Origin of the sequence: Saccharothrix obliqua, assembly GCF_019375475.1 — a bacterium.
GTDB classification, from domain to species: Bacteria; Actinomycetota; Actinomycetes; order Mycobacteriales; family Pseudonocardiaceae; genus Actinosynnema; species Actinosynnema obliqua.
This window is the reverse complement of sequence record NZ_JAHXGQ010000006.1, coordinates 430,028-456,034: the sequence shown is the minus strand read 5'-3', so window position 1 is coordinate 456,034 and position 26,007 is coordinate 430,028. Positions and strand designations below refer to the sequence as shown.

The 26,007-nt window shown below is 69.6% G+C and carries 22 protein-coding genes; 12 read left to right on the top strand and 10 right to left on the bottom strand.

Features of this window, described 5'->3' with window-relative positions; translation table 11 throughout:
• Positions 1 to 123: 123 nt before the first annotated feature.
• The 4 genes from KZQ38_RS21745 to KZQ38_RS21730 form a co-directional block, all read right to left on the bottom strand.
• Positions 124 to 903 carry a hypothetical protein gene (locus KZQ38_RS21745; protein ID WP_219443962.1) on the bottom strand — a complete coding sequence of 260 codons (780 nt, stop codon included), beginning with the start codon at positions 901 to 903 and terminating at the stop codon, positions 124 to 126.
• Positions 904 to 966: 63 nt separating this feature from the next.
• On the bottom strand, positions 967 to 1,587 hold the full coding sequence (locus KZQ38_RS21740; RefSeq protein WP_219443961.1) for a hypothetical protein: 621 nt from the start codon (positions 1,585 to 1,587) through the stop codon (positions 967 to 969).
• Between the two features lie 25 nt (positions 1,588 to 1,612).
• Positions 1,613 to 2,191: a hypothetical protein gene (locus tag KZQ38_RS21735; protein ID WP_219443960.1), complete on the bottom strand. Its 579-nt coding sequence runs from the start codon at positions 2,189 to 2,191 to the stop codon at positions 1,613 to 1,615.
• A 114-nt stretch (positions 2,192 to 2,305) separates the two neighbouring features.
• A complete protein-coding gene (locus tag KZQ38_RS21730) occupies positions 2,306 to 4,606 on the bottom strand; it encodes a sodium-translocating pyrophosphatase (RefSeq protein WP_219443959.1) in 2,301 nt (766 codons plus the stop codon).
• Between the two features lie 211 nt (positions 4,607 to 4,817).
• Here KZQ38_RS21730 and sftH point away from each other — a divergent pair, with 211 nt between their 5' ends.
• Positions 4,818 to 7,163, top strand: a complete 2,346-nt coding sequence (gene sftH / locus KZQ38_RS21725) for a DEAD/DEAH box helicase (protein ID WP_219443958.1) — start codon at positions 4,818 to 4,820, stop codon at positions 7,161 to 7,163.
• A 1,605-nt stretch (positions 7,164 to 8,768) separates the two neighbouring features.
• Here sftH and KZQ38_RS21720 read toward each other — a convergent pair.
• The 4 genes from KZQ38_RS21720 to KZQ38_RS21705 form a co-directional block, all read right to left on the bottom strand.
• Positions 8,769 to 9,389, bottom strand: a complete 621-nt coding sequence (locus KZQ38_RS21720; protein ID WP_219443957.1) for a bifunctional DNA primase/polymerase — start codon at positions 9,387 to 9,389, stop codon at positions 8,769 to 8,771.
• Positions 9,390 to 9,651: 262 nt separating this feature from the next.
• Complete coding sequence (locus KZQ38_RS21715) at positions 9,652 to 10,050, bottom strand: Rv3654c family TadE-like protein (protein ID WP_257901831.1); 399 nt, start codon at positions 10,048 to 10,050, stop codon at positions 9,652 to 9,654.
• A 196-nt stretch (positions 10,051 to 10,246) separates the two neighbouring features.
• Entirely contained in the window at positions 10,247 to 10,666 is a 420-nt protein-coding gene (locus tag KZQ38_RS21710) for a TadE family protein (RefSeq protein ID WP_219443955.1), read from the bottom strand.
• Between the two features lie 23 nt (positions 10,667 to 10,689).
• Positions 10,690 to 10,923 (bottom strand): DUF4244 domain-containing protein, encoded by a 234-nt coding sequence (locus KZQ38_RS21705; protein WP_257901830.1) that lies wholly within the window; start codon positions 10,921 to 10,923, stop codon positions 10,690 to 10,692.
• On the opposite strand from KZQ38_RS21705, the gene KZQ38_RS21700 reads away from it, so the two are divergent.
• The 6 genes from KZQ38_RS21700 (at position 10,922) to KZQ38_RS21675 (ending at position 19,485) form a co-directional block, all read left to right on the top strand.
• On the top strand, positions 10,922 to 12,379 hold the full coding sequence (locus KZQ38_RS21700; RefSeq protein ID WP_219443954.1) for a tyrosine-type recombinase/integrase: 1,458 nt from the start codon (positions 10,922 to 10,924) through the stop codon (positions 12,377 to 12,379). The genes KZQ38_RS21705 and KZQ38_RS21700 overlap by 2 nt on opposite strands.
• Positions 12,379 to 14,115, top strand: coding sequence for a hypothetical protein (locus tag KZQ38_RS21695; RefSeq protein ID WP_219443953.1), 1,737 nt, complete (start codon positions 12,379 to 12,381; stop codon positions 14,113 to 14,115). Before KZQ38_RS21700 ends, KZQ38_RS21695 begins: the two co-directional genes overlap by 1 nt.
• Positions 14,112 to 16,301: a site-specific integrase gene (locus KZQ38_RS21690; protein ID WP_219443952.1), complete on the top strand. Its 2,190-nt coding sequence runs from the start codon at positions 14,112 to 14,114 to the stop codon at positions 16,299 to 16,301. The genes KZQ38_RS21695 and KZQ38_RS21690 overlap by 4 nt, the downstream gene beginning before the upstream one ends.
• Complete coding sequence (locus tag KZQ38_RS21685; protein WP_219443951.1) at positions 16,301 to 16,747, top strand: hypothetical protein; 447 nt, start codon at positions 16,301 to 16,303, stop codon at positions 16,745 to 16,747. Before KZQ38_RS21690 ends, KZQ38_RS21685 begins: the two co-directional genes overlap by 1 nt.
• A gap of 101 nt (positions 16,748 to 16,848) precedes the next feature.
• On the top strand, positions 16,849 to 17,283 hold the full coding sequence (locus KZQ38_RS21680; RefSeq protein WP_219443950.1) for a hypothetical protein: 435 nt from the start codon (positions 16,849 to 16,851) through the stop codon (positions 17,281 to 17,283).
• A 1,674-nt stretch (positions 17,284 to 18,957) separates the two neighbouring features.
• Complete coding sequence (locus tag KZQ38_RS21675) at positions 18,958 to 19,485, top strand: hypothetical protein (RefSeq protein ID WP_219443949.1); 528 nt, start codon at positions 18,958 to 18,960, stop codon at positions 19,483 to 19,485.
• A 440-nt stretch (positions 19,486 to 19,925) separates the two neighbouring features.
• On the opposite strand, the gene KZQ38_RS37195 is transcribed toward KZQ38_RS21675, so the two are convergent.
• Together KZQ38_RS37195 and KZQ38_RS21665 are read right to left on the bottom strand one after the other, a co-directional pair.
• Positions 19,926 to 20,639: an HNH endonuclease family protein gene (locus KZQ38_RS37195; protein WP_219443948.1), complete on the bottom strand. Its 714-nt coding sequence runs from the start codon at positions 20,637 to 20,639 to the stop codon at positions 19,926 to 19,928.
• Positions 20,640 to 21,146: 507 nt separating this feature from the next.
• Complete coding sequence (locus KZQ38_RS21665) at positions 21,147 to 22,043, bottom strand: MazG C-terminal domain-containing protein (RefSeq protein WP_219443947.1); 897 nt, start codon at positions 22,041 to 22,043, stop codon at positions 21,147 to 21,149.
• 132 nt (positions 22,044 to 22,175) lie between these two features.
• Between KZQ38_RS21665 and KZQ38_RS21660 the strand changes: the two genes are divergently transcribed.
• The 5 genes from KZQ38_RS21660 to KZQ38_RS21640 all read left to right on the top strand — a co-directional run bounded on the left by KZQ38_RS21660 (position 22,176) and on the right by KZQ38_RS21640 (position 25,995).
• Entirely contained in the window at positions 22,176 to 22,520 is a 345-nt protein-coding gene (locus KZQ38_RS21660; RefSeq protein ID WP_219443946.1) for an acyl carrier protein, read from the top strand.
• Complete coding sequence (locus KZQ38_RS21655) at positions 22,504 to 22,941, top strand: helix-turn-helix domain-containing protein (RefSeq protein ID WP_219443945.1); 438 nt, start codon at positions 22,504 to 22,506, stop codon at positions 22,939 to 22,941. The genes KZQ38_RS21660 and KZQ38_RS21655 overlap by 17 nt, the downstream gene beginning before the upstream one ends.
• Complete coding sequence (locus KZQ38_RS21650) at positions 22,938 to 23,918, top strand: ImmA/IrrE family metallo-endopeptidase (protein WP_219443944.1); 981 nt, start codon at positions 22,938 to 22,940, stop codon at positions 23,916 to 23,918. Before KZQ38_RS21655 ends, KZQ38_RS21650 begins: the two co-directional genes overlap by 4 nt.
• A gap of 49 nt (positions 23,919 to 23,967) precedes the next feature.
• Positions 23,968 to 24,783: a thymidylate synthase family protein gene (locus KZQ38_RS21645; protein ID WP_219443943.1), complete on the top strand. Its 816-nt coding sequence runs from the start codon at positions 23,968 to 23,970 to the stop codon at positions 24,781 to 24,783.
• 153 nt (positions 24,784 to 24,936) lie between these two features.
• Positions 24,937 to 25,995, top strand: a complete 1,059-nt coding sequence (locus KZQ38_RS21640) for a nucleotide kinase domain-containing protein (protein ID WP_219443942.1) — start codon at positions 24,937 to 24,939, stop codon at positions 25,993 to 25,995.
• Positions 25,996 to 26,007 lie beyond the last annotated feature (12 nt).

The following is a 26,007-nucleotide window of genomic DNA, read 5'->3' as shown; positions in this document are numbered from 1 at the left end:
TCCCGCTCTCTCCGAACACTGTGTCCCGACCCGCCAGTGTGCACTGTCCTTTGTCGCCGCATGGGCAGCCCTGGTCGGGACAGGGTGACACAACTGTGCCCGATCGACTGCCAGGAGGACCGCCTAGGCGGCCGGCCAGGTGCGTTCGAGCACCCCGCGCGGTGGCCGCCCGACCAGCTCCGCGAGCCGTTCCAGCCGACGCCTGCCGACCACCTTCAACGCGGGTCCGCCCGTGGTCAGCAGGGTCGCGGGCAGGCCGGACCCGGCCAGCGCGACGCGCAGCGGCTCGTGCGTGCCGGGCGCGTCCGGGTCCAGGCCGAGCACGTACGCCGACTCGGCCCACCGCCCGGCGGCCAGCGCCCACAGCCGCAGCACCCCGCCGTGCAGCGCGAGGTCCGGCGGCACCACCTTCGCGTCGCCGGCCAGCCATTGGCCCGCCAGGCCGCGCAGGTCGGTGCGGAACGCGGTGGCCACCTCCAGCTCGCGCTCGACCACCCGGACCCGCGGCGGTGCCGGTTCGGGCGTCGGCTCCGGTTCGACCCGTTCGGGCGATCCCTCCCCCGTCCCCACCGGCGAGGCGTCCGTGAACGCGTCCTCCGGGTCGTATTCCACGTCCGGGTGCACGTCCTCCTCGTCCGGGTGAACGTCCACGACGGGCTGCTCCGGGGGCTCGTCTTCGCCGGGCCGGGGTCGCTCAACCACCGCCAGCTTGGCGTCCACCCCCCGCTCGGCCAGCGCCGCGACCAGCGCCACCCCGCGCCACCGCTCCGCCAGGCCGACCGAGATGCGGGCCGCCCGACCACGCGCGAAGCCCACCGCCCGACCGGGCCCGCACAGCAGCCCCGCCAGGTCCGCGACACAGGGCTGACGCGCCTCGGCCGAGAAGAAGGACAGTTGCCCCACGGTCCGGCAGCGTAGAACACACGTTCGACCGCGGCCAGTCTCCGACCGGGCGATCCCGGGGCGTCACCCGCCGATCGTCTGCAACCGCTCCGTGAGCGCCGAGCACTCGGGCGAGTTCCGGAACGCCTCGGCCAGCTCCGGGTTCTCCTTGAGCTTCTTGACCTGCTCCCCGACGACGGTGACGTCGTCGCCACCCAGCTCGCCCATCCGGTCGGCGAACCGCGGGTCCTGCGGGTCCAGCCCGGACAGCTCCGCGCCCGTCGTGGACCAGGTCTTCGACAGGTCGGTGAAGAAGCCGACCGCCTCGTCGTGCAGCGCCCGCGCGCCGGCCGACGGCGCGCCCAGCTCCTGGAGCCGCCGCGCGGCGTCGCCGAACGCCTTGCCGGTCCGGTCGGCGAACTCCACCATCTTCGGCTTCAGCGCCGCCGGGTCGTCCGCGCCGCCGAGCATGGTCGTGAGCACTTCGGCGAGCCCTTCCACGGCCGTCGTCAGGCCACCGCAGTACGCGCCCGCCCACCGCGCCGGGTCGGCCCCGGCGGCGGCGGTGGTCCCGGTCGGCCCGGCGGTGCCGCGCGTGCCGGTCGGGGCGCCGCTGCTCGCGGGCGCCGGTCCGGACGAGCCGGAGCACGCGCCGGTCACCAGCACGGCCGCCAGCACCGCGACGAGCGTGGTGCGCAGTTTCACGGTTCCCCCAAGGCTCGCGGTGATCCTACGACGTGGGCGCGCTCGACGACGGCCGCGCCGTCCGGAGCTTCTGGCACGCCTCGGCCCGCTCCGCCGCCTCCTTCAGCTCCGGCGTCGCCTCCAACTGCTTCAACGGCTCCACGAACTGGTCCAGCCGGGCGATCGCCTCGCCCGCCGCCTGGAGCCCGCCCACCGGGTCGTTGGCGTCCGCCTGGTCGACGCTCACCTTGGCGTCGTTGAACGACTTGGCGATCTCGGCGAACGTGGTCGCCATCCGGCCCACCTGCTCGTCACCGCCCGGCACGGGTGACGGGCCGACCTCGCGCAACTGGTTCGCGGTCCGGTCGAACGCCGCCGAGAGCTGGCCCATGTAGGCGCTCATGTCGGCCTTGAGCTTCGCCGGGTCGTTGGCGTCCAGCTTCGGCGGTGTCTTCGGCACCGACGCGAACGCCGCCGAAGCCGAGCACACCTTGTCCATGTACGCCACGGGGTCGCCGGACGTCCCGGTGGGCGACGTGGTCGTGGGGGACGCGGTGTCGCCGCCGGAACCACACCCGGCGACCACCGCCAGCGACGCGGCCACCACGGCCAGGCGGAACTTCATCAGGACTCCCATCCGAACGCGAACCCCAACAGTGTGCCCACGCCACGCGTGCCGCACACGCCGGAGCGGGCGCCCCGTGGGGGACGCCCGCTCCTGGTGGTGCGGTTCAGCCGGTCACGAGCCGACCGCGGCCGCCGCGGGCGACTCCGCGATGGCCGTGCCACGCCGCTTGGAGACCACGACGGCGGCGATGATGACCACGGCCGCCACCGCCGCGATCGCGTACCGCACGCCCGGCGAGGCGCTGTCGCCCACCGAGAACGTGACGATCGCCGGCGCGATCAGCACCGACACCAGGTTCATCACCTTGATCAGCGGGTTGATGGCCGGGCCGGCGGTGTCCTTGAACGGGTCGCCGACCGTGTCGCCGATGACGGTGGCCGCGTGGGCGTCCGAGCCCTTGCCGCCGTGGTTGCCGTCCTCGACGAGCTTCTTCGCGTTGTCCCACGCGCCACCGGAGTTGGCCAGGAACACGGCCATCAGGGTGCCGCACGCGATCGCGCCCGCCAGGTAACCCGCGAGCGGCCCGACGCCGAGGCCGAAGCCGACCGCGATCGGGGCCATCACCGCGAGCAGGCCGGGCGTGGCCAGCTCGCGCAGCGAGTCCTTGGTGCAGATGTCGACGACCTTGCCGTACTCCGGCTTGACCGTGCCGTCCATGATGCCCGGGTTCTCGCGGAACTGGCGGCGCACCTCGAACACGATCGCGCCGGCGGCCCGCGTGACCGCGTTGACGGCCAGACCGGAGAACATGAACACGACGGCCGCGCCGATGGCGATGCCGACCAGCACGTTCGGCGAGAACACGATGTTGCTGAAGGACACCGGCAGCACGCCGGTGACGCCCTCCAGCGCCTGCTTGATGGCGTCCTGGTAGGAGCCGAACAGGGCGGTGGCGGCCAGCACGGCGGTCGCGATCGCGATGCCCTTGGTGATCGCCTTGGTGGTGTTGCCGACGGCGTCCAGCTCGGTGAGGATGCGCGCGCCCTCGCCGTCCACGTCACCGGACATCTCGGCGATGCCCTGGGCGTTGTCCGACACCGGGCCGAACGTGTCCATGGCGACGATGACGCCGACCGTGGTGAGCAGGCCGCAGCCCGCGAGCGCCACCGCGAACAACGCCACGACCAGCGTGCCGGACAGCAGGAACGCGCCGTACACGGCCGCGCCGATGACCAGCGCCGTGTAGACGGCCGACTCGAAGCCGACCGAGATGCCGGACAGGATCACGGTCGCCGCGCCGGTCAGCGACGTCTTGCCGACGTCCTTGACCGGCTTGTGCTCGGTGCCGGTGAAGTAGCCGGTCAGCCACAGGATGACGCCCGCCAGCACGATGCCGATGATCACCGCGATGGCCGCGATCAACGCCGGGTTGCCCGACGCGGCCTGCACCTCCGGGTCGTTCAGGCCCTTCAGCTCCCCGAACGAGCTGGGCAGGAACACGAACGCCGCCACCGTGCACAGCACCGCCGAGATGACCGCCGAGATGTAGAACGACCGGTTGATCGCCGACAGGCCGTTCTCGCCGGTCCGGGCGCTGGTGATGTAGACGCCGATGACCGCCGTCAGCACGCCGATCGCCGGGACGATCAGCGGGAACAGCAGGCCCTTCGCGCCGAACGCCGCCGTGCCGAGGATGAGGGACGCGACCAGCGTCACCGCGTAGGACTCGAACAGGTCGGCCGCCATGCCCGCGCAGTCGCCGACGTTGTCGCCGACGTTGTCCGCGATGGTCGCCGCGTTGCGCGGGTCGTCCTCGGGGATGTTCTGCTCGACTTTGCCGACCAGGTCCGCGCCGACGTCCGCGGCCTTGGTGAAGATGCCGCCGCCGACCCGCATGAACATGGCGAGGAGAGCCGCGCCGAAACCGAAGCCCTCCAACACCTTCGGGGCCTGGCCGGTGTAGACGAGCACGACCAGCGCCGCGCCGAACAAACCGAGGCCGACGGTGAACATGCCCACCACACCGCCGGTGCGGAAGGCGATCCGCATCGCCTTCTCGCGAGCGCCCTCGGACTCCTTCGCCGCCGCCGCCACGCGCACGTTCGCGCGAGTCGACAGCCACATGCCGAGGTAGCCGATGAGAGCGGAGAACACCGCCCCGACAATGAAGAACAGCGACCTGCCGATGCGTTCCGCGGTGTCGTCCGCGGGTAGCAGGAACAGCAGCACGAACACGATTACCACGAAGATGCCGAGCGTTCGGAACTGCCGGTTGAGGTAGGCCGCTGCGCCCTCTTGAACCGCCCTGGCGATGTCCTGCATCTTGGAGGTGCCCTGGCCGGCGGCCAGCACCTCCCGGAGCAAGACGTAGCCGACGACGAGGGCTGCCAGGGCGACCACGGCGACCACGGCCACGAGACCTTGGTCACCCCCGGAGAGCTCCAGGCCCTCCGCGAGGAATTGCCGGGACATCCGTCCTCCTGGTGAGTTTTCCGAGTCCAAGGCGGGGTGCACCGCGCTGCGCCGGGACCGGCCATGCTGCTCACGCGACGGTCTGTCCCGACACAACGTGACGCATCCCTCATTGGATGCGATAGCGGCGGAGTCTATTCAAGGTTCGCAAGTGCTCGACAGTGAGTCCCGACACGTGCACGCACGGTTATCGACGCAGGAAGGAACCGAGGTGTCGGAGTCGTGTGCGAAGCTGCGCCCCGTGGCGAACCAGGGACGTCGACTGCTGGACCGGGTGCTCGCCGGGGTTCCCGCCGGCGAATCGCCGTTGACGCACAGCACCGACCTGCCGCAGCGCGCCGCGCGGTCCGCGCCGTGGCCCGCGTGGGCGGCGCCGGAAGTGGTGTCCGCGCTGGTCGAACGGGGTGTGCCGGAGCCGTGGCGGCACCAGGTGGAAGCGGCCGAGCACGCCTGGGCGGGACGGCACGTGGTGGTCGCCACGGGCACCGCCTCGGGCAAGTCGCTGGCCTACCAGCTGCCGGTGCTCAGCACCCTGCGGCGGGACCCGAGGGCGACCGCCCTGTACCTGTCGCCGACCAAGGCCCTGGGCGCCGACCAGCTCCGCTCCCTGACCGACCTGGACGTGCCGGACGTGCGGGCCGCGGCGTTCGACGGGGACACCCCGATGGCGGAACGCGACTGGGTCCGGGCGCACGCGAACTGGGTTTTCTCCAACCCCGACATGCTCCACCGGGGGATCTTGCCGAACCACGCCAAGTGGATCAGGTTCTTCCGCCGGTTGGCGTACGTCGTGGTGGACGAGTGCCACGCCTACCGGGGCGTGTTCGGGTCGCACGTGGCGCTGCTGCTGCGGCGGCTGCGGAGGGTCGCCCGGCGGTACGGGGCGGACCCGGTTTTCGTGTTGGCGTCGGCGACCGCGGCCGACCCCGCGGCTTCGGCTTCCCGACTCGTCGGGGTGCCGTGCGAGGCGGTGACCGAGGACGGCTCGCCACGCGGGGCGCGCACCGTGGCGTTGTGGGAACCGCCGCTGCTGGCGGAGCTGGAGGGCGAGAACGGCGCGCCGGTGCGGCGGTCGGCGGGCGCGGAGACCGCGCGCATCCTGGCCGACCTGGTCGTGGAGGGCGCGCGGACGTTGGCGTTCGTGCGGTCGCGGGTCGGGGCGGAGCTGACGGCGCTCGGCGCGCGGCGCGTGCTCGACGAGGTCGACCCGGAGCTGTCGACGCGGGTCGCCGCCTACCGCGGCGGGTACCTGCCGGAGGAGCGGCGGGCGCTGGAGCGGGCCGTGTCGAGCGGTGACCTGCTGGGTGTCGCGACGACCAACGCCCTGGAGCTGGGCGTGGACATCGCCGGGCTGGACGCCGTGGTGGTGGCCGGGTTCCCGGGGACGCTGGCGTCGTTCTGGCAGCAGGCCGGGCGCGCGGGGCGGACCGGGGACAGCGACGCGCTGGTGGTGTTCGTGGCGCGGGACGACCCGTTGGACACCTACCTGGTGCACAACCCGGCGGCCGTGCTGGACCGCCCGGTGGAGGCCACCGTGCTCGACCCGGCGAACCCGTACGTGCTGGAACCGCACCTCGCCTGCGCCGCCGCCGAGCTGCCGCTGACACCGGATGCGCTGGACGAGTTCGGTGGCGAGCGGGCGCGGGCCGTGCTGGACGCGATGGTGGCCCGGAAGGTGTTGCGGCGCAGGCCGAACGGCTGGTACTGGGCGTCGCACGACCGGCCGCACGGCGACGTCGACATCCGGGGGTCGGGTGGCGAGCAGGTCGTCGTCGTGGAGGGCGACTCGGGCCGGGTGCTGGGCACGGTCGACCCCGGCGCGGCGTGCTGGACGGTGCACGACGGGGCGGTGTACCTGCACCAGGGCGAGTCGTACGTGGTCGACCACCTGGACCTGGAGAGCGGTATCGCGCTGGTGCACGCGGAACGCCCGGACTGGTCCACGACGGCCCGCGACACCAAGGACATCGGCGTGGTGCGGGTGCTGGAGGAGAAGCACTTCGGCGGGGTGACGGTGCACCTGGGCGAGGTCGAGGTGACGTCCCGGGTGGTCGGCTACCTGCGCCGCCTGCCGTCCGGCCAGGTGATCGACTCCGTGGCGCTGGACCTGCCGCCGCAGACCCTGCGCACCAGGGCGGTGTGGTACACGGTCGCGGAAGACCTGCTGGCCGGCTTGACGCCCGCACGCGTCCCCGGCGCCCTGCACGCGGCCGAGCACGCGGCCATCGGCCTGCTCCCCCTGTTCGCCACCTGCGACCGCTGGGACATCGGCGGCGTGTCGACCGCGTTGCACCAGGACACCGGCGAGGCGACGGTGTTCGTGCACGACGGGCACCCCGGGGGAGCCGGCTTCGCCGACCGCGGTTACGCCGCGCTGGCCGAGTGGCTGGCCGCGACCAGGGAGGCGATCGCCTCCTGCACGTGCCCGGCCGGGTGCCCGTCCTGCGTGCAGTCGCCCAAGTGCGGTAACGGCAACGACCCGCTGGACAAGGCGGGTGCCCTGGTCGTGCTGGACACCGTCCTGCGCGAGATCGACAAACCCGCCGACCAGCCCTGACCCTGCGGGCGGCCGACTCACCCCCGGTTCGCCGGGGCGCGCGAGCCACCAGGCCCGTCCGCCCCGGCGAACCGGGACCACCAGCACGGCCACCCCTGTGGCGCGTGCGGGCCGGAAGCCGTGGCACCGACTCCGACCACCACTGCATCGAGCCCCGCCACCCTCGGCCGACGGACCCCGGCGGGTGCGCGAACCGGGTCCCGCCGGCGAAGTGCGACGGTGGTGCATCACCGGCCCCTCACGGACCCGGCGCGATACCGCCGGGCCCGGAAGCCGGACGGGTAGTGCCCCGCCGGACATCGAAGCCAGGCAGGCGGTGCCCCACCGGCTCTCAAGCGCCCGGCAGGTGTCCCACCAGACCCCGAAGGGTCCGGCAAGCGCCCCCGCCAGACCCGAAGGACCGGTGGGTGCCCCCGCCAGACCCGAAGACCCGGTGGGTTCCCCCACCAGACCCGGAGACCTGGTGGGTGGCCGCGCCGGATTCGAAGACCCGGCGGGGCCACCCGCCAGACCCGAAGGACCGGCGAGCGCCCCCGCCAGACCCGGAGGCCCGGTGGGTGCCCCCGCCAGACCCGAAGGACCGGCGGGTGCCCGCGCCGGACCCGAAGACCCGGTGGGGCCACCCGCCAGGCGCGCGGCCCCGGCGGGCGATGCCACCCGGTGCCCAGGCCGGGCGGGCATCGCCGCCCGGTACGCGACCCGGCGGGCGTGGCCACCCGGTGCGCGGGCCGGGCGGGCGTTGCCCGCCGGACCCCAGAACCGGTGGGTGATGCCCGCCCGGCCCGAGAGCCGGGTGGGTGGTGCGTGCCGGTCCCCCGGGTCCGGCAGGGCGATGCCTGCCGCCCTCCGGTGTGCGGGTCCGGCGGTTGGTGCGAACTGGGACTCCGTTACCGGGTTCCCAGCCGGAGGTGCTTGCCGACTCGTCGGCCGTGGGGTGCCGACGAGCCGGCGGTGGCGCGCTCGGGGCCGTCCCGGTGAGGTGGACGGCCCCGGCGAACCGCGGGCTCCGAGGTGCGACGACGCCGGCGAGGATTCGGCGCACACACCCGGGACCGCGATCCGCTGCGACACCTTCGCGCTCCACCACCGGCTCACCCGGCCGCCTCGGGCCGGGCCAGGTTCGACCCGGCTCCAGCCCGGCCGAACCGACTCGGCCCGCCTGGCCCAGCCCGGCCGAACCGCCCGGTTCGACCCGACCCGGCTCAACTGGCCCGGCCCGGGTCAGACCAACCGCGTTCGTCCGGCCCTGCGGCCGGTCCGGTCGCCCGGTCCGGCCCGCGGGCCGGTCCGACTGCCTGATCCGGTCCGGCGGTTCGGCCCGGTCGCCCGGTCCGGCCCGGCGGTTCGGTCCGGTTGCCCGGTCCGGCCCGGCGGTTCGGCCCGGTTGCCCGGTCCGGCCGTCCGGCTCCGTTGCCTGGCCCTACCTAGCGGCCCGGTCCGGTTGCCCGGTCGTCCCGGCCGGTTGTCCGGTCCGGTCGCCTGGTCCGGTCCGCGGGCGGCCGGTGGGTGGTGCCTGTGGGCGGCTGGGCCGGGGTCGGGGATGCCGGTGGTGGTGCGCGATGTCCCGCTCCCCGCCGGGTCGGGGTTCCGGCGGGGAGCGGTCGGTCAGGACCGGTCTGCGACGACCAGACCCCGGCCGTAGTCGAGGGGCGCGTGGACGGCTTCGGTCAGGGCGTCCTGGACGATCCCCGACTCGGGCAGCTGCCAGGCGCAGATCTGCGGCTTCACCCGCCAGTGCACGACACCGTGCTGGAACGGCGTCGGCGGTAGCGGAACGTATTCGGTTGTTCCGTAGTGGTGGACGTCTTGATCGGCGGCCCAGTCGGCGCGCAGCGGCTGCCCCGTGCGGACGAGGAACATCCAGCGGCCGGAGGGTGTCGCGGCGATCGGCACCGGGATGCCCGTCGCCCGCAACGCCACGGCGGCCCGCCGCCCGAGGTCGGCGTCGACCTCGATCGCGTCCACGCCGTGCCCGGTGGCCAGCAGGATGCTGTAGGAACCGCCCGCCCACCAGGTGGCGACCTGCTCCGACCTGGTGCCGACCCGCTCCTGCCAGTCGCTGTGCACGGGGACCGGACCGGCCGACTCGACACCGTCCCGACCCGCCCAACCCGGACCCGCCGGATAGGTGCCCGGCAGCACAGACCACCCGTGCCACGCGAGGTTGGCCGCCTCCGCGCGCAGCTCGATGCGGAACGCCCCGCGCCAGCTATCCGACCACTCCATTTTCGTTCGCCTCCTCGGGAACCACGACACCGTGTCGGGCGGTTCTCGACACCGCGTCGGTGCCACCACTTGAACTAACGACATGGCGAGGACTTCTGGTAACCACCTGTCGACAACTGGTAGGTACGGAACGCCGAACGCCGCTCCACCGGAAGCACGGCAGAACGCCGCCGTTCCGGCGGAGAACCCGCGAACCCGCATCCAGAGGGCATGTGAGTCCGCTCACCGCCGCAAGGCGACCGTTCGTCGCGCAATCCGCACCTCACCCTTCGCCCGCGCCGGCCCGTGCCCGCGCGCTCGCCGTGCCGAACACCGAGGCGAACCCCCGAACCTCGACCACCACCTCCGTCCCGAACACCTCGCACGACACCAACTCCACGCCCATCCGCTCGGCCACCCACCGAGCTTTTCCGCACTCGTGCGGTTTCCCGGCCAGCACCTGGCCACCGGCGGCGAGCGCGGCGAGATCAGCGGCGGCACCCGCCCGGTGCCGAGCGATCACCACCTCACCCATCCGCACCCCGAACACCACCACCACGCACAGCACTCCCAACACGGCAACGGCCACCACGCTCGCCGCACCGCGGTCGTCCCCGAGCCGCCGCCCGACCCGACTGCCGCACACCGGAGCACGAGCCCCGGATGCCCGAGCCCTCCCCATTCCCGACACCTCCTCCCGAACCCAGGCGACAGCCCACGACACCGGACCGCGCTGCGAGCCGCTGTGGTCGCGCTCCCACGACGGCGTCAGCAGCACGAGGTCAGGGCGCGAAAGCCAGTCGCCACAAGGCAACCAGGCGGCCGAGGCACGACGACGAACGCGCGTGTGGAGAACGACCGCTCGCCGTCAGGGCGGCTCACACGGCGGACTTGGCGTGGTACAAGGGTTTCCGCGTTGCCGCACCGGGAGCTCCGAGACGACGAGGGCTGGTGTGGGCCGGAAGTCGTTGTGCATCAGTGTCTCCTGGTGATGTGGTGGGAACGCCTGGTTCGAGCACCGCGTAGGCGGTCGCGTGGATGGTGATCAGCTTGTGCCGTGAGGTCACCCGCACCTGGACGGTGTCGTCGGTCTGCCGGACGGACAGCTCCGCACCGGCCGGAGCGATCGCCGCCACCGCGGTCGGGGCGCGTGGTTGCTCACCGCGCGCGATGAGGCGGGCGGCTTCACGTGCGGCGTCGGTGCAGCGAAGCTGGTCGACCACCGCGAGGACGACCTCGACGCCCAGCACCACGAAGGTCACCAGGCCGCAGAGGGCCAGGGCGGCTTCGACGGTCACCGCACCGCGATCACCCGCCACCCTCACTTCGTGACGGTCAGGGCTTTCTGCAACAGCCCGCGCAGCATCTCCGTGACCCACTCACCTCCCACCAGCAGCAGGAGGACGGTGGCGAGCCCCGCCGCCGCCAGGGTGCCGATGGCGTACTCGGCGGTTGCCGTTGCATAGTTCCCGTGTCTCGTTTCCCAGAGTGTCTTCCCTGTATGAGTCTCTAGTCCGTTGCCCTCAATGGAGTATCGAAAGTACGTTCGCATCATGATGTTGATCGACTTCGAGCCACGTGGCTGGGAGGCCTGGAGCGTCGATCGCAAGCCGTTGATCCGCGATGGGATGCCCGTCCTGATTGATGACGACCTGCAGTTCGAAGACGGTCTGGGCGCTCCCCGGCCAACTGTGGTGGCTAACAAGTGGCTGCGCGAGCTTCCGGTCAACGGAGCGCCGGCGAGACGGACGTGGAGGGTGTACGGGCAGGTTCTGCTGGCGTGGCTGAGCTTCCTCGACTCAGCTGGTGTAAACCCGTTCGGTCAGCGGGAGGAGTTGCGAGCAGCGCTGAGTGCGTACGCCGGGCGCAGGTTGTCCGGGCCGCTGGACGTCCGCTTGGACGTGGCGACGTGGGGATTGCACATGACCGCGCTGTCCCGCTTCTACGGATGGGCGGTCGAGGAGGGCCACTGCCAGGCGGTGCCGTTCACCTATGCGCGAGCGTGGCGGATGGTCGATGGGGTGGTCCTGGAGTACGAGCGGAACCTGGCGAAGCTCCGGCCGGCGAAGCGGCATTCCACGATCAAGTATCTGGAGCAGGACTTCGCCGACCTGTTCCTCAAGGCACTGGCGGGGTCGCTGCCGGACGGCAGCCCCGACGAGTCGTACCGGGGCCGGGAGTTGGGCCGCAACGCCGCGATGGGACGCCTGGCGCTGTCGACGGGACTGCGGCGGCGGGAGTTCACCTACTTGCTGGTGTACGAGCTTCCGCCGTTGCCCGCCCGGCGTTCCCCGGTGCCTGTGCCGTTCCCGTTGGGACGTGGGACCACCAAGGGCTCCAAGCCGCGCACGACGTGGATCGACTACGAGGCGTTGGCCGAGGCGTACCAGTACATCGAGCTTGAACGCGAGGCCGCCGCCGGTGGCTTCGTCTGGCGGCCTCCGGCGAAACTGGGCGAGCCGCTGTACGTCGAGGCGCCCGATTGGGAGGGAGCGAAAATCGACGGGAGGCGTCGCTCCTGGCGTTCGCTGTCCCCGAGCGAGCGGCTGCGGCTGATCTCTCCGGAGGGCGGGTCCTGTCTGCTGGCGTTGCAGTCCACCGGCAAACCGTTTACGGACTGGGCGACGGTGTTCCGTCGGACGTCGGAGCGCATCCGAGCGCGTTTCGAGCCGCGCTTCCCGATCGTCAACCCGCACCGGCTGCGCCATTCCTTCGCGATGTTCACCCTGGAACAGTTGGTGAAGGGCTACTACCAGCGGGCCGCGGCCCTGGTGAAGGACACCGACCCGGACGCCGGGCTCGCGCTCTACCTGACCAAACACGATCCCATAACGGTGTTGCGCGATCTGTTGGGGCATACGTCTGTGACCACTACCGAGATCTATCTGTCCCGCATGGACGTGACCCGCATCTACCAGGACGCCTACATCCGCACCGGTGAAGACGCCGGGCTGCTAAACGCGGCCGGTGTAGAGGCGATGGCGGAGTTCGATGACGCGGAGGACGACTGATGCCGGCGTCAGTGCTCCAGGAGCCGCTGACGGTCCGGTGTGAGTTCCCGGATCGGACCACCTGGACGGCGCGGCTGGACGGCCTGCCGAACCCGAGGTTGGCCGAGGATCTGGCGCATGGCTTGGCGATGCTGGTCCATCCGCACGGCCGGGTCACGGCCAAGAAGACGGTGGAAATCTACGCCGTCACCGCCCGCAAGATGACCAGGGTGCTTGCCGAAGCAGGTTTCAGGGCAGGCGCTTCGGAGTTGACTCGTCCGCTGCTGTCGCGCTTCTGGCTGGGCAGCAGCTACGCCGACGAGCGGCGCGGTCGGATGCTGCTGCGCGGGTATGACGCGGCCACCGGCGCGCTCACTCCGGAGATTCGCGAGCACTTGTCCGGGCGCAGCTTCCACGTCAAGGCCAGGCGCGGGACCTACCAGCCCTATACCGAGTCCGAGTGGAACCGCCTCACGGAGTGTTGCAAGAAGACCGTGAACGACAGCTGGGCGGCGCACACCGCCGTACTGGGGTCCGCCGCTGGGGGAACCGACCCACGGATCGGCGGTGTAAGCCAGGAGAACGTCGCGTGGCTGTTGCTGCGCAACGGGCCGATGACCACTGAAGCCGTCCGCGACCACATCCGCGGGCACGCTCGCTGGGGCACCGGCAAGGTCCGGCCCCACTACCTGGTCTCCAGCACGCGCGACGCGTTGTTCCCCACCTACGACACCCAAATCGCCTACCGCCTGCTGTTCGGCATCTACACCGGCATCGTCCCGGACGGGATCGACGACCTCGGGCTGGGTGATGTCGAGTGGGCCGGCGACCGATCCGTTCTGCTGGACTACGTCAAGGGCCGCACCGGTCCCGAGGGGATCACACTTCCGCCACGGGCGGTGCGGCTGCTGGTCCGCTGGTTGGAACATTCCTCCGTACTGCGCCGCTTCGCCTCCCCAGAGCACCAGGAGAACCTGTGGATCGCGACCTCCCTGCACGTTGCTGGGCGCGCCGCCGAGGTCGTAACGGTGCCTACAACCGGCAAGGCCCAGCGAACGTGGGTCAGCAGCCGTGAACTGACCGGCGACGACGGCGCGCCGCTGTTGGTGCACCGCGGCCGGATCCGCACGACCTACCAGCAGCTGCTGGCACGCCGGGGATGGACCGGCCGCACCACGATCGACCCGAACCACACGGCGCAGGTGGAGGGCGACCACTACCTGACCGCCACCACGCCGGCCCAGCGGGACGCCGTGGAATCGATCATCGAGGATGGTCAGGCCGACATCCTGCGTAAGGCGCTGCCCCCAGTGGTGTTGCCCGACGAGCAGACCGCACAGCTGGTGAACGACTTCCCGGAGGCGGTGGCGCGGCTCCGGCTCGACGACGCCGCAGTCGTCGAGCTGGTCGGCGGGGAACGGGACGTGTTCACCGCCGCGTGCGCGGACCAGCTCGCCGGCGAACACGGCCCGAAGGGCACGCCGTGTCCGGCACGACCATGGGTTTGCCTGATGTGTCCGCTGGCGGTGTTCCTGCCCCGCCACGCGCCGAACCTGCTGCGGTTGAAAGCGTTCTTCTACCGCCAGTTCCGGCAGATGACCACCGACCAGTTCGTGCGGGTGTTCGGCCCCTACGCCGATCGTCTGAACGGCGAGATCCTTCCCCGTCTCAGCGCCGCGGTGATGGACCAGGCCGCCGCGCAGGTCCACGACGACGACACCGAGATTCCGCTGCGACCGGAGGAAATCACCCGATGACCAGCGCACCCGACCATCGCCATGAAGCCGCCGACCTGTCGGTATTCCTGGGCGCCGATGTCTGCGGCACTGCCGGACTGGCCCTGCTTCCCGGTTCTCGTGGCCCGGTGTACGACGAGGACGTCTGGGACCTGACCGGCCTGGCCGACGCGAACCACTCGATGCTGCCCCACGAGAAGCGCTGGGAGTTCACCGACATCGCGAACCCGCGGTGGCGGCATGTGGCCAAGGATTTGCTCCTGGCGCTGATGGCGGCCCGTGACGAGCGGGTGCTCGACGTGCCGCGCGCGTTCCGCCGGCCGCGCAGCCCACGGACCTGCTTCCGCTACCTGAGCCAGGTGAAGTCGTGGTTCGGGTGGCTCACCGCACAAGGTGTCATCTCGTTGGCGGAGGTGACACAGGCGCAGATCGACACCTACCTGGAGGAGCAGTCCTGGAGCCGGGCGGAACCGGGCAAGCCGCGACGGCGGCTTGCGGACACCACCATGCACGAGCCGATCAAGACGCTCCAGATCCTGGCGTTCTACGGCCCATTGTTCACGGCGGACCGCTACCGGCCGGGGTTCATCCCCTGGGGAAATCGGAGCGCGTTTCGCGTCAGCGGTAGGAAGGGCAGGACCGGGAACACCACACCACCGGTTCCTGACGAGGTTCTACGCCCGCTGCTGGCCGATTGCCTCTACCTGGTCGACGTCGTCGGTCCGCACATGGCGGATCTGCTTGACCAGGTAGAGGCCGACGTCTCATCCAGCAACGCGACGGTCTCGACGAGTCGGATCGGCGCCACCCGTCTTGCCCGCTTCGAGGAGGTCGTGGCCCGATACCGGCGGACTGGAACCCCGCTTCCGCGAACGCAGGACCAGGTCGTGCTCGATCGTCTCGCCAAAGGATGGAGCCACGACGACCCGCTGTTGCACCTTCACGTGAACCGCGTGGCCAGCGAGGCCGGGTTCGTCCCCTGGAGGGCCGAGCACATCACCCAACTACGGCCCTTCCTGGAGCCCGCTGTCGCCGAACTGGGGATTCTGGACTGGTGGGGGCGTGACGCCGCGCTGGTGCCGAAAGCCGATTCAGGGGAGATGGTGCCCTGGACGGAGCCGATAAACGCCCGGGAGGTCCGCGACAACGCCAGCTTCATCGTCCACGCCGCCCAACTACTGACCGCCGCCGTCACCGGCATGCGCGCCAGCGAACTGAAGGAGATCGTGGCCGGCTCCCGCCTGCCGCCGACAGAGGTTTCGGGCGGCGGGCGGCGTTTCCGACTGGCCAGCAAACTCATCAAGCACCAGGCGTTCGGGGGTGTTCCGGACGAGTGGGTCGTGGTCGAGGAAGTCGATCGCGCCATCGCCCTCGCCGAGCGGATCAGCTCCGCGCCGCCCGGAAAACCGCTGTTCGGCGCCAGCGACGTCAGCACCAGCCACATCCACCTGCGGGACTGGCTTCGACGGCCCTTCGCTCGACGCCTCGGCTTGGCGGAATTGCCGGACGGACCGCTCAACGCCCGCATGCTGCGGCGAAGTCTGGCCCTGGAACTGGCCAAACGACCCGGTGGGCTGCTGGCGGCGAAGATCCACCTCAAGCACGTCTCCGTGGCCACGACCGAGGGCTACGCGCACCGCCCCGGCGGGTCTCAGGCACTGTTCCAAGCCGAGGTCGAGCAAGCCGAACACGACCACCACATGAGTCTCATGGTGGCCGCGTTCCGGCAGTACCAGTCCGGGATCCTGCCCAGTGGGCCGGGGGCACGGGACCTGATCGAGACGTTTCAGCACGTCGATGCCGCCCTCAAGGACACCGGTCGGTCGGAGCCGGTCGTGCTGGACGGCGAGCGGAGATTGGAAAATTTGCTGCGCAAGCAGGCCAAAACGTTGCATGTGGGCACCGCGAACTACTGCTGGTTCAAGGACCCCGCGAAGGCGTTGTGCCTGCGGCTGGCCGGGACGCCGCAGGCGACGCGGCCGTTGGTGGGGATGTGCGACTCGGCGCGGTGCCCACAAGCCACCCACCACCGTGAACATCGCGCGGTGTGGGCCGACAGGGTCAGGACCGTCGAGGTGTTCCTGGGCAACCCCCGTGTGCCCAAGGGGGAGAAGCTGCGCCTGCGTGCCGAGTACGACCGCGGGGTGCGAGTGGTGGCTGAGATCGACGCCAGCACCGACGGGGCCGGCCCCGAAGGGGTGGCCTGATGCGCATTACCGAGCAGCAGCGGCGGCAGAACGAGGACCGCATCCGCGCCGCGTCGGACAGGTTGCTGCGCGGCGAGATCCCGCCGGGCGGTGGGTGCGACGTAAAAACCCTCGCCAAGGAGGCGGGTGTCACCCGGGCCGCTCTCTACAGCACCTACCTGCATTTGAAGGAGGAGTTTGAAGCCCGCCGTGACCGGATGCACGAAGCCGGTGAGGTCACTGACCCACGCGCCGCGCAGATCGAGCGGCTCAAGGAACACGTCGCGGAACTGAAGAAGCGGGTGGCCGACCGGGACTCGGAGATCACCGCCCTGAAGGAGTTCCGTACGACGGCGGTATCTCGCCTGGCCGCCCAGCACGACGAGATCACCAGGTTGCGTACCGCACTGGCCGGCCACAGCAACGTGCGGGGCTTGTCCAGAAGTCCCGATCACACCGACGGGTGACAGCCCGGCGGCCTCGATCGTCATGACGACGGGCAGGACCGGAGCCGCTCGCGCTGGATACCCGCATCGCGCGGGAGGTCACCTCAGGCCAGTGGGTTGTGGTGGCGCACCTGCTGCGGGTCGATGTCCTGGCGGACTGGCGCGAAGTGGGCATCGCGCGGGGGGTGATCGGCCGCGACACCACCGCTGGGTTCGCCCGTGACTGGTCGGGCAGAAGGACCTCTACCGCAGGACCGGATCGGGTTGACCGCCGCGGAAATCGGCCGGGACCGCCGCGCCGCGCTCGGCTGCTCAATGGCGATGCCGTCGGCAACGCCCCGGTCGCCCCTGTGGAATCCCCACCGCCTCACCGCGCCGGTCGTTCCGCGACCGCCGCCGAGTCTGAACCGGTCGACGCGGCCACCGTCGAAGACCTGCCCGAGGTGCTGGTACTGCTGGCCGCCGTGATCACCGAGGGCGAGACCGGCACCGTGGCGACCGTCGACCTTGCCCACCGCACCGACTGGGACCCGAAACAACTCGGTGAAGCGTTGTGACGGCTGGACATCCCGCCCCCGACCCCGTCACGGCAACGGGTCGGCCGCAAGCACCCGGTGTCGGTCCAGGACATCGGCACGGTCACCGCCGCCATCCGGTCGCCCCCGGCACGTTAGGTCGGCTGCGGCGCGGCGGCCGGATGTGCCGACTCGTCATGCGTGTCCCGCGCGTCCCCCCGCGAACCCGACATGTCAAACGGATGCTCTCGTACCCCGCGGTCGCCGCTCGGTCTGGCTTCGACAGGCAAGGCACTCCGACGGGCACGCGGGTCCACGGATTGATTCCATGCTGCGACGAATGTCGATAGATCGCGATCTGGCAGTACCGGATCCAACGATCGGGCGGATGTTGCAACGCGAGACGGGCAGCGTTTTCGCACGTCAGGACGCTCGCGTGAAGGTCACGTCCGTGTCGCCCGTCTCAGGTCAGGTGGAGTTTTGGGGCGGCAGACGTTAGTTTTGCCGCATGGCCGGCAGTACACCCGGACGGGTGAACTTCCGCCGGAACGCCAACGGCCGAGAAGCTGGACCACGGGCGGCACCCCGTGAGCCTCCCGGCCGCCGGCGTCGGGTCGTCTACCGCTGGTGCAGTCGCTTGGCCGCGAGGTGGAGACCGAGACCGAGGAGCCCGGTGATCACGTAGATCACCGGGCTTCCGTCGGTCAGGACGGGACCCGTGAGAGTCGCCGCTTCCAGACCGACCGCCAGGTGATCAAACGTCTGGGCTGCTCGTGCTCGGGACCACCACCGTGATGGCCGACCCTGGGCGTTCTGTTCCTCGTTCAACGAGTGGTCGTCCTGCCCTCCTCGGCCGGAGTGGACCTTGGGGGGTCCTTCGCCCCCGGCCGGATCCGTGCCGGGGGTGACGCCGCGTGCAGCAGGAGACCGGCTCGAACACGGAGCCGAACACCGTGGCCGGAACCCTACCAACGAGCCACGCCGGCACTCATGGCCCACGACCGTCCATCCGGTACGGGATGATCTTGTAGGAGCGTGGTTGACCAGGCACAACGATCTTCCGAATCCAACAAGGATCTCCGACAACATCGCTCGTAAGGCTGGTGGATGTCCTTCCGGTGCCACCGGTTTTGAGGGTGATCACAGGTGTACGACGACAAGTCCTCCGACCTGCCGGGCCACGCTCCGGTGCAGGCGTCCGGCGAGGACGTCCTGCGCGTACCACGGTGCCCGTCTTCGCAATCCACGCGGCACGGACGGCCGACTCCGGTTGGCCGAGATGAGCCGGACGGCTATCGAACTGCAGGACAAGAGCGACGCGCTGGCGTCGGTGACCGCCAACCTTCACCGCGAGAACCACCACAATGGGCCTCCATATAGGACTGGAAGACGCGGACTACACCACAGGCACCATCGAATGAGCTGCAGATAACCGCCGTCACCGGACTGAGGCCCTGGAAGCCGAACCTCGCACCGTTGCAATGGCGGGCGGCGAACCGTCGGTGCAACGCGCGTTCCAGCCACAGGCCCGATCTCCGTAACCCCGCTGCCGGCTCGGGACCACCTCATCCCAACGGCCGGAGACTCGGCCGCCAAAACCTGTCGCCGACCAAGCTCGACCGGTCCGATGCCTCACGGTGTCTGGTGCCTGCTCGTTCGGGCGAAACAGCCAAACAGGCCGAGCGTGTGGGCAACAGAGGCGCTTGACTCTGCTGCATGGTCACAGACAGCGGTCGGGCAATAAGGTCCAAGCTGCCGAAGAAAGCCCGTCTGGCGGCCGACCGCGCTCAGGAACTGGATCGAGTGTGGTTCATCGAACACCCAGAACATGATCGTTACTGCCGATGGGCGTTGCCGCGTGAGTGGGACAACGATCCCTGCACGGGTGAGCCCATCCAGCTCAATGCCTCCCCCACGCACTGGACGGCTGTCGACCGCGCCCGCATCAGGGTCCTGGTTCTGGTGACACAGGTGTACGAGGGCGCACGTCTTCGTCTGCCACTGTTTGGGTTCCGTCCTCCAGTCACCGAACACGATGTCCCGGAGGCGCTGTGGCCAGCGCTGCACCAGATCACAACGGCGGAGACGATGACTCAAGGACTTGACGACTTCTGGCGGTGGCTGGCCTTCTGGGGAGACCGGCTCGGTGCCGAAGCGGAGTCGTGGCTACTCGAAGCCGAAGCGATGGGGTTCGCAGTCCGCCGGATCGCCAGGACGAGGAACCAACCCATACTCCCGTCTTAACCACGGCCAGCGGTCGACTGACATTTTGGCGGCACTGGTCGCCGAGCAGGCGTGCCCCGAGACAAGCGGACCGTGACTCGAGTGCCGCAGAGGCCCACAGCGGACGGTCAACGCGCGCCGCAGCCGAACTCCTCCCCCGTCTTAGCAGGATCAGCGCGTCGATGCGCTGCCGCGCGATGAGCCCTCTGGAGGGCGACCCCGAAAAGCCGTTCGGAGCAACACCGCTCTTGTGCAGATCACCGTACCTACCCTTCCGCGGCCCGAGCCCGGCGGCGACGACACTGCAACGCGAAGCGGTCGCACTCGGTCGATGACACGCGGCACGCCGCACCACGGATCCCCCGGCCCCGCGCGAGGGGGACCGGGGTTCTCTTTCCGATCGGATGGACGGTCCCGCCACCGGCCAAGCGGAGGTCGCGCGGACGATGCGCGCCGGTCGGTCAGACGATGGTGGCGGTGACAGGCACGTTGGGGCACCCGGCAGCCAGGTCCACGAGCCGGTCACGCTCGGCCTGGTCCACCGACAACCCCCAACGGACCTTCGTCGTCACCCAGGCCAGCAGGTAGCCGCAGTGCGCCGGCGCGTACGGCGGCAACCAGCTCTGCGGGTCCTGGTCACCCTTGGACCGGTTCGTGGTCGCGGTGACCGCGATCAGCGCCAACGGCTCGTCCAGGTCGTTGGCGTAGTTCTCGCGGCGCTGCGGCGTCCACTCGTGGGCCCCGCTGTCCCACGCCTCGGCCAACGGCACCATGTGATCGATGTCCAACCCCGACGGGCCGTCCACGTAGACGTCGTCGTAGGAGCTGTACCAGCGACCCCCGGCCAGGGTGCAGCGGCCGGTCCGCACCGGCGCGTCCACCGCCTCGACCAGCAACACCTCCGCACGCGTGCTGCACCCGTTCCCATCCGCGTCCACCCAGTGTTTGAACTTGTCCCGCGAGTACCCCTCACGGGACTCCTCCGCGACCGGCAACGCGACCACCGCGTCCCGCAACGGCACCCCCGCCACCACCCGCGGCGAACCCGACCCCGCCTCCCGCGCGGACGCGACACCCGGCGCGACCGCCCCCACCACCAGCCCGACCGCCGCGCACACCACCACCGCGCGGAGCAGCGTCCGCCACCGACCACCCGACACGACCGCCTCCTTCACGTCCCCGTCCCGGGCAGGCTGCCCAAGCCCGGTGGTGATCAGCAGTACCGGCTGCGCGCTGCGAGCGCCGGAGACGGGGCGGGCGCCAACCGTTCAGGTGAAGCTCGTCGCGAGCCGATTCCGAACTTCACCCTGCGTAGGTTCAGGCCGCAGGAGTGCTGTGCACGGTGGCCGGGCAACCCGTAACTCACCGGATCTCGATGGCAGGATGCTCAGGGCAATGCTGCTCGCAGCCGGCCTGGTCGCTTAGGTGTCCCACCTGCTCGCAGCGCCCGGCGTCCGGCCTCGCATGGCCCGCGACTGACCGCTGGCATGGAGGTCCGGAGTCCCGACATGTTCATCACATAGTCGGCGGGCATCGTGGTAGGCGCTCAGGCGTTGCTTCGCTCAGGGACGGGCACCAACCTGGGCCGCGACCGGAAAGGGTGAATCCCGTTCGGTCGTCGCAAACGGTGCCTCCCGACGGCGATCGGGAGGCGTGACGTGAGTCTTGGCGAGCGTGGGGTCTCACCCGGCCCTGGCGATGACCAGTTTGGGTGCCATTGTGGGCTGGAAGGCCATGGTGCGGGCGAGCAAGTCGGCGTGGACGATGCCGTGGCCGTCGTGTTCGCGGAGCTTGTGCCACATGGCGTAGCCGTCGAGTATGGCCCGACGCCAATCGGCGGGTCGGCGGGTGGCGACTTCCTGGGTACCTGCCAGGAGCGCAAGGTTGTCGAGCAGGACCGGGTCGACGTCGGTGCGGAAGTAGTCGTTGGCCGGCGCGTGGCTGAACACCATCGCGGAGGCGGCTTCCTCCACGACGATGGCACGTCCGCCGTCTTCGCTTTCGTCGACGGCTGGGTTGCTCCGTCGCTTGCGGTTGAGCAGGGCGCGGGTGACCGGCGACCAGCCGAGGTGGGTGGCGTAGGCGAGATGGAAGGCATCGTGCAGGCGGTAGCCGTCCGGGCGGGCACTCGCGTCGGTCAGGGGGTCCCCTACCTGCTTGCCGTCGAAGTGGATTCGGGTTCGTGCCACTCCGTCTTCGCGCGCGTCACTGACGAACTCGTAGGAGATGTGGCGGGGCAGTTGCTCGCAGGCAGGGAACCCGTCGTCGTAGAAGGATCCGGCCGGAGTTGGTACGGCACGGTAGGCGAGGTTGGTCAGACTGGCGACGGCGATCTCGCCGAGGTCCAGGCCGTAGGTGTCCGCCACGGCGCTGGCTCGGAAGAGGATCTCGGCCAGGGCGTCGCGGACCTTGGTCTTCTCCCAGCCGGCGTCGGCTCCGCCGCGGGGCGGACGGACAACCCGCGCGAGGTCGCCGACGGCACCGGTCAGGTGGGCGACCTTGCGGTGCGCCTTCCCGTCGGGGTCGACTGGATCAACGGTAAGGGTACGAGCTTGGTTCTGAAACTCGCGTAGCTGCATGGGGCGCTCCTGCCCGTGCTGTCGGGGGCCTACGGCTACGTCGGAAAATCCGGCTGGGGTGGTCTGGATATCCGACACCCTTCTGTCGTATCATGGGACAGACAGTGTAGGCAAACACGACAGGGGGAACCTGTGGTCGCGTCGTCGGACACGCTCCGCGACAAGGTCGAGTCGTTCATCCTCGACCTGCTCGCGGAGGAGGAGCAGCGGAACGTCGAGGAGTTGCGTGCGGAGTTGACCGCCGCGGGCACCGACCTGCCCTACGACTCGATCCTGTTGGTGGAGTTGATGACACGAGTACGGGCCCGCTTCGGGGTGAAGCTGAAGCCGACGTTGCAGACGGCACAGGACATGCGCTCGGTGCGGGGGTTCGCCGAGCGGGTCTGCCTGGAACTCGACGAGGCCAGCGACGGCTCCGACCACGACGGACCCCTGTCGGGAATCGAGGGAGATGGTCTCGATGAACGAGACGACTGATCCACTTGCACCGGACACCGGACAGTCCGACGAAGGACCTCCTGGCCTGCCGACACTTCCCGAAGGAGGCGACGAAGCGCAACGCCGCATGGGTTCCAGACTCAAGGAATGCCGCGAGTACCTGGGGTTGAGTCAACAACTGGTGTCCGAGCGGACCGGCATCCCCCGGACGGCGATGTCGGACATCGAACGCGGGCAACGCAAGGTCGATTCGTTCGAGCTGGGCAAGTTGGCGTTCATCTACCGTAAGCCGCTTGAGTATTTCCTGGATGAGGACCCCGATGCCGACCCCGACGAGCACGCCGTGCGGTTCCTCGCGCACGCCGCAGCCGGGATGAGCGAGGACGACCGGCGCAAGCTGGTCGAGTACGCCAAGCTGTTGGAGGTAGCGGCCAGGGTCGAACGCAGGACCCGCCGATGAGCCGCTGGTCGGTCGCGCACCGGATCGCCCACATCGCCGCACAAGGGGCACGCGGCGACGCCGGATGGGCGTCCGACCAGCGCGCGGACGTCGTGGGGCTGATCGAGTCCAACGGCGTCCAAGTCTTCGGGCAGCATGGGTTGCTTTTCGGGGCATATCTGCCCGCCGAACCTGGGCGCGCTCCCGGCGTGTGGCTCAACGCCGGACTTGACGTCACTGCCCAGCGACACACAGCCGCACACGAGTGGGGACACCACTCGCTCGGCCACGGTGCCCGATGCGACCTCGACATCGAAGGCGTCGCACCCCCACGCCACGGGGCGTCACGCAGTCTGGAGGAGACCTCTGCGGAAGCGTTCGCCGCCTGGCTGCTGATGCCGCGAGCCGCTCTCGCCTCAACACTGGCGGCGTTAGGGTGCCCGCGCGGCACCGTTCCGACTGCCCTCCACTGCTACGAAACGTCGTTGGTTCTGGGCACCTCCTACCGCGGCACCGCCCGCCAGTTGGGGACGTCGCGCCTGGTGTCGCCTGAGGTATCAAAGGCGCTGATGCGCGTCGCGCCAGGAAAGATCAAGCGGATGCTCGACGAGCCCACCGTGCCGCCAACCGCACGTGCCGACATCTGGTGCCTGGCGCACTTTGCTGGCTTCGACGACCTCACCATCCCGGCGGGTGACCGCCTGATCGTGGATCACCAGGATGCGGAACACGGAACCGTCGACGCCCTCCTGCATGCGGGCCTTGCCGAACTCGTCACCGAAACCGCCCGCGGGATTGTACTGACTGTGTTGCCGGCCTCGGACCGGATGACGTCACCACCGGTGAACATCTGTCTCCGGAACCGTCCGACTCGGATCCACTTCGACCAGCGGGTGGTCGGTCTCGCCGACGCGAACACGGTTCCAGACCTGACTGATCTGACACCCGGAGAGTTGGCCCGCTTGCTCGCCGACATGTACGGACCGGCACACGACTGACCACCTCGCCCAGCGAGCGCGCGGGCGCCCAAGGCACAAGGAGCACGTCGTGCAGACGTCTACACGAATCGCGTTCGGATCCGACACCGGAGCCGCCTGGGTCGCCGCGGTGGACATGGTCGACCGCGCTCCCGGGCGACAACTACTTCAGCTGCACACCCATATCTCGCAGCCCGGCACGGAGAACGACGCGACGCGCGCGGTGGTAGCCGACCTGCTGCACGACACCGGCAAACAGCCCATCGACACCGTGGTCAACACGCTATTCCCAGTCCACCTGGCCGCCCGCGCAGCCGGTCCCGTGGAACTCGCCGCCCGCTACCGCGCCCTCTACCCCGCGCTGCGTAAGGAAAGCCCGCTCAACGGTCGCGGCACCTACTTCGGTCGCCTGGTCGACTACCCGGCACGCGACGGCAACATCGATCAGCTCAACCGCCTGATCAACCAGCTGCGCCGCGACCACCAGAAGGGAGGCCGGCCCCAGGCGATCTACGAGAACACCTCCACAGTCCCCCACCCGAGACTGGAGCCTCCAATCGAGCCGGACTGCGGAGAGCCTCAAGGCATACCTGTATACGCCCCAACCCCAGACACGATCCCGCAATCTTTCCCATGCTTGTCGCACCTGTCGTTCCAACGAGTCTCCGGACGGCTGCACCTCACAGCGACGTACCGTAGCCAGTACCTGATCGAACGCGGGTACGGCAACTTCCTCTCGCTGGGCCTGCTCCAACGGTACGTCGCGCACCACAGTGGACTGGACGTGGGCGAGCTGGTCGTGAACACCTCGTACGCCACGGTCGATGTAGCCCACAAGACCGTGACCTCGTACCTCAACCGGCTCACTCAGGGCACCCTGCTCTGAGTAATACCGAAGATCCCTTGAGCGCGTCCGCCCCACGTAGGCAGTGCCGCAGTCTAGGTTGACCGCATGGTGCCTGCCGTCCTCTCCTCGCAGACTGCTCGTGTGGCCCGGCCACCCTCCGCTTCACCAGGCCAAGCGGCACCCATCGGCACCGTGAAGATCGCAGGCAGGGTGCTGCGGCCCACTACGGTGTTTGATACCTACTGGCGTTTCGCTGCCCAAAGGCAGGCCCTGTACTACGCACGTGCACGCAATGATCCACAGCCGTGGACCCGAGACCCGATCCTCAGCGCGCACCGGTTTACCAACTGCTACCGTGCCGCCGATCGCGTCAGTCAGTTCCTGATCGGGCACGTCGCCTACCCTGGGCGTCAAGAGCCGACTGGCCGCCATGCCCTTGTCGACACAGTCTTTCGCACCCTGCTGTTCAAGTTTTTCAACCGCATCTCCACCTGGCAGCTGCTGGAAGATGAACTCGGACCCATCTCATGGAAGACGTGGCACCCAAGCGCTGCCCGCTCCGTTCTAGACCGCGCCGCAGCCCAGGGACAACGACTCTACTCCGCCGCATACGTCATTCCTCCGCCTGGCCTAGGCGGTCCTCGTAAACACCACGACCACCTCCTGTTGCTCGAAACGATGATCCGAGACGGGCTTCCAGCAGCGCTCGCCCGGGCTACCCAAATGGAGAGTTCCTACCACCTGCTCCGCGCCTACCGCGGGCTTGGCGATTTCCTTGCCTTTCAGTTCACTATTGACCTCAACTACGGTGTAGCGATCAACTTCGACGAGAACGACTTCGTAGTTGCCGGCCCAGGTGCACGAGGCGGAATCCGCAAATGCTTCGGCGCCGCAGCGACCGGCATCGAAGCCGACATCATCGCTTACATGGTGGATACTCAGGAACACCACTTTGAGCGCCTCGGGCTGAACTTCCCACACCTAGGTGGCCGTCGCCTTCACCGCATCGACATGCAGAACCTGTTCTGTGAGACAGACAAGTACGCTCGAATCGCTCACCCCGAATTCACTGAACTCTCCGGCCGACACCGTATCAAGCAACACTACCGCGCCGATGCTGCTCCAATGCCCAAGCCGTTCTTCCCTCCAAAGTGGGCCATGGACACCACAACACTCCCAGGAGGACGACGGACTGGCAACGCCACCAGCAGTTTCAAAGCACGGGAAAGCGTGCATGTCAAGGAGGGCTGACCGCCTCGAACT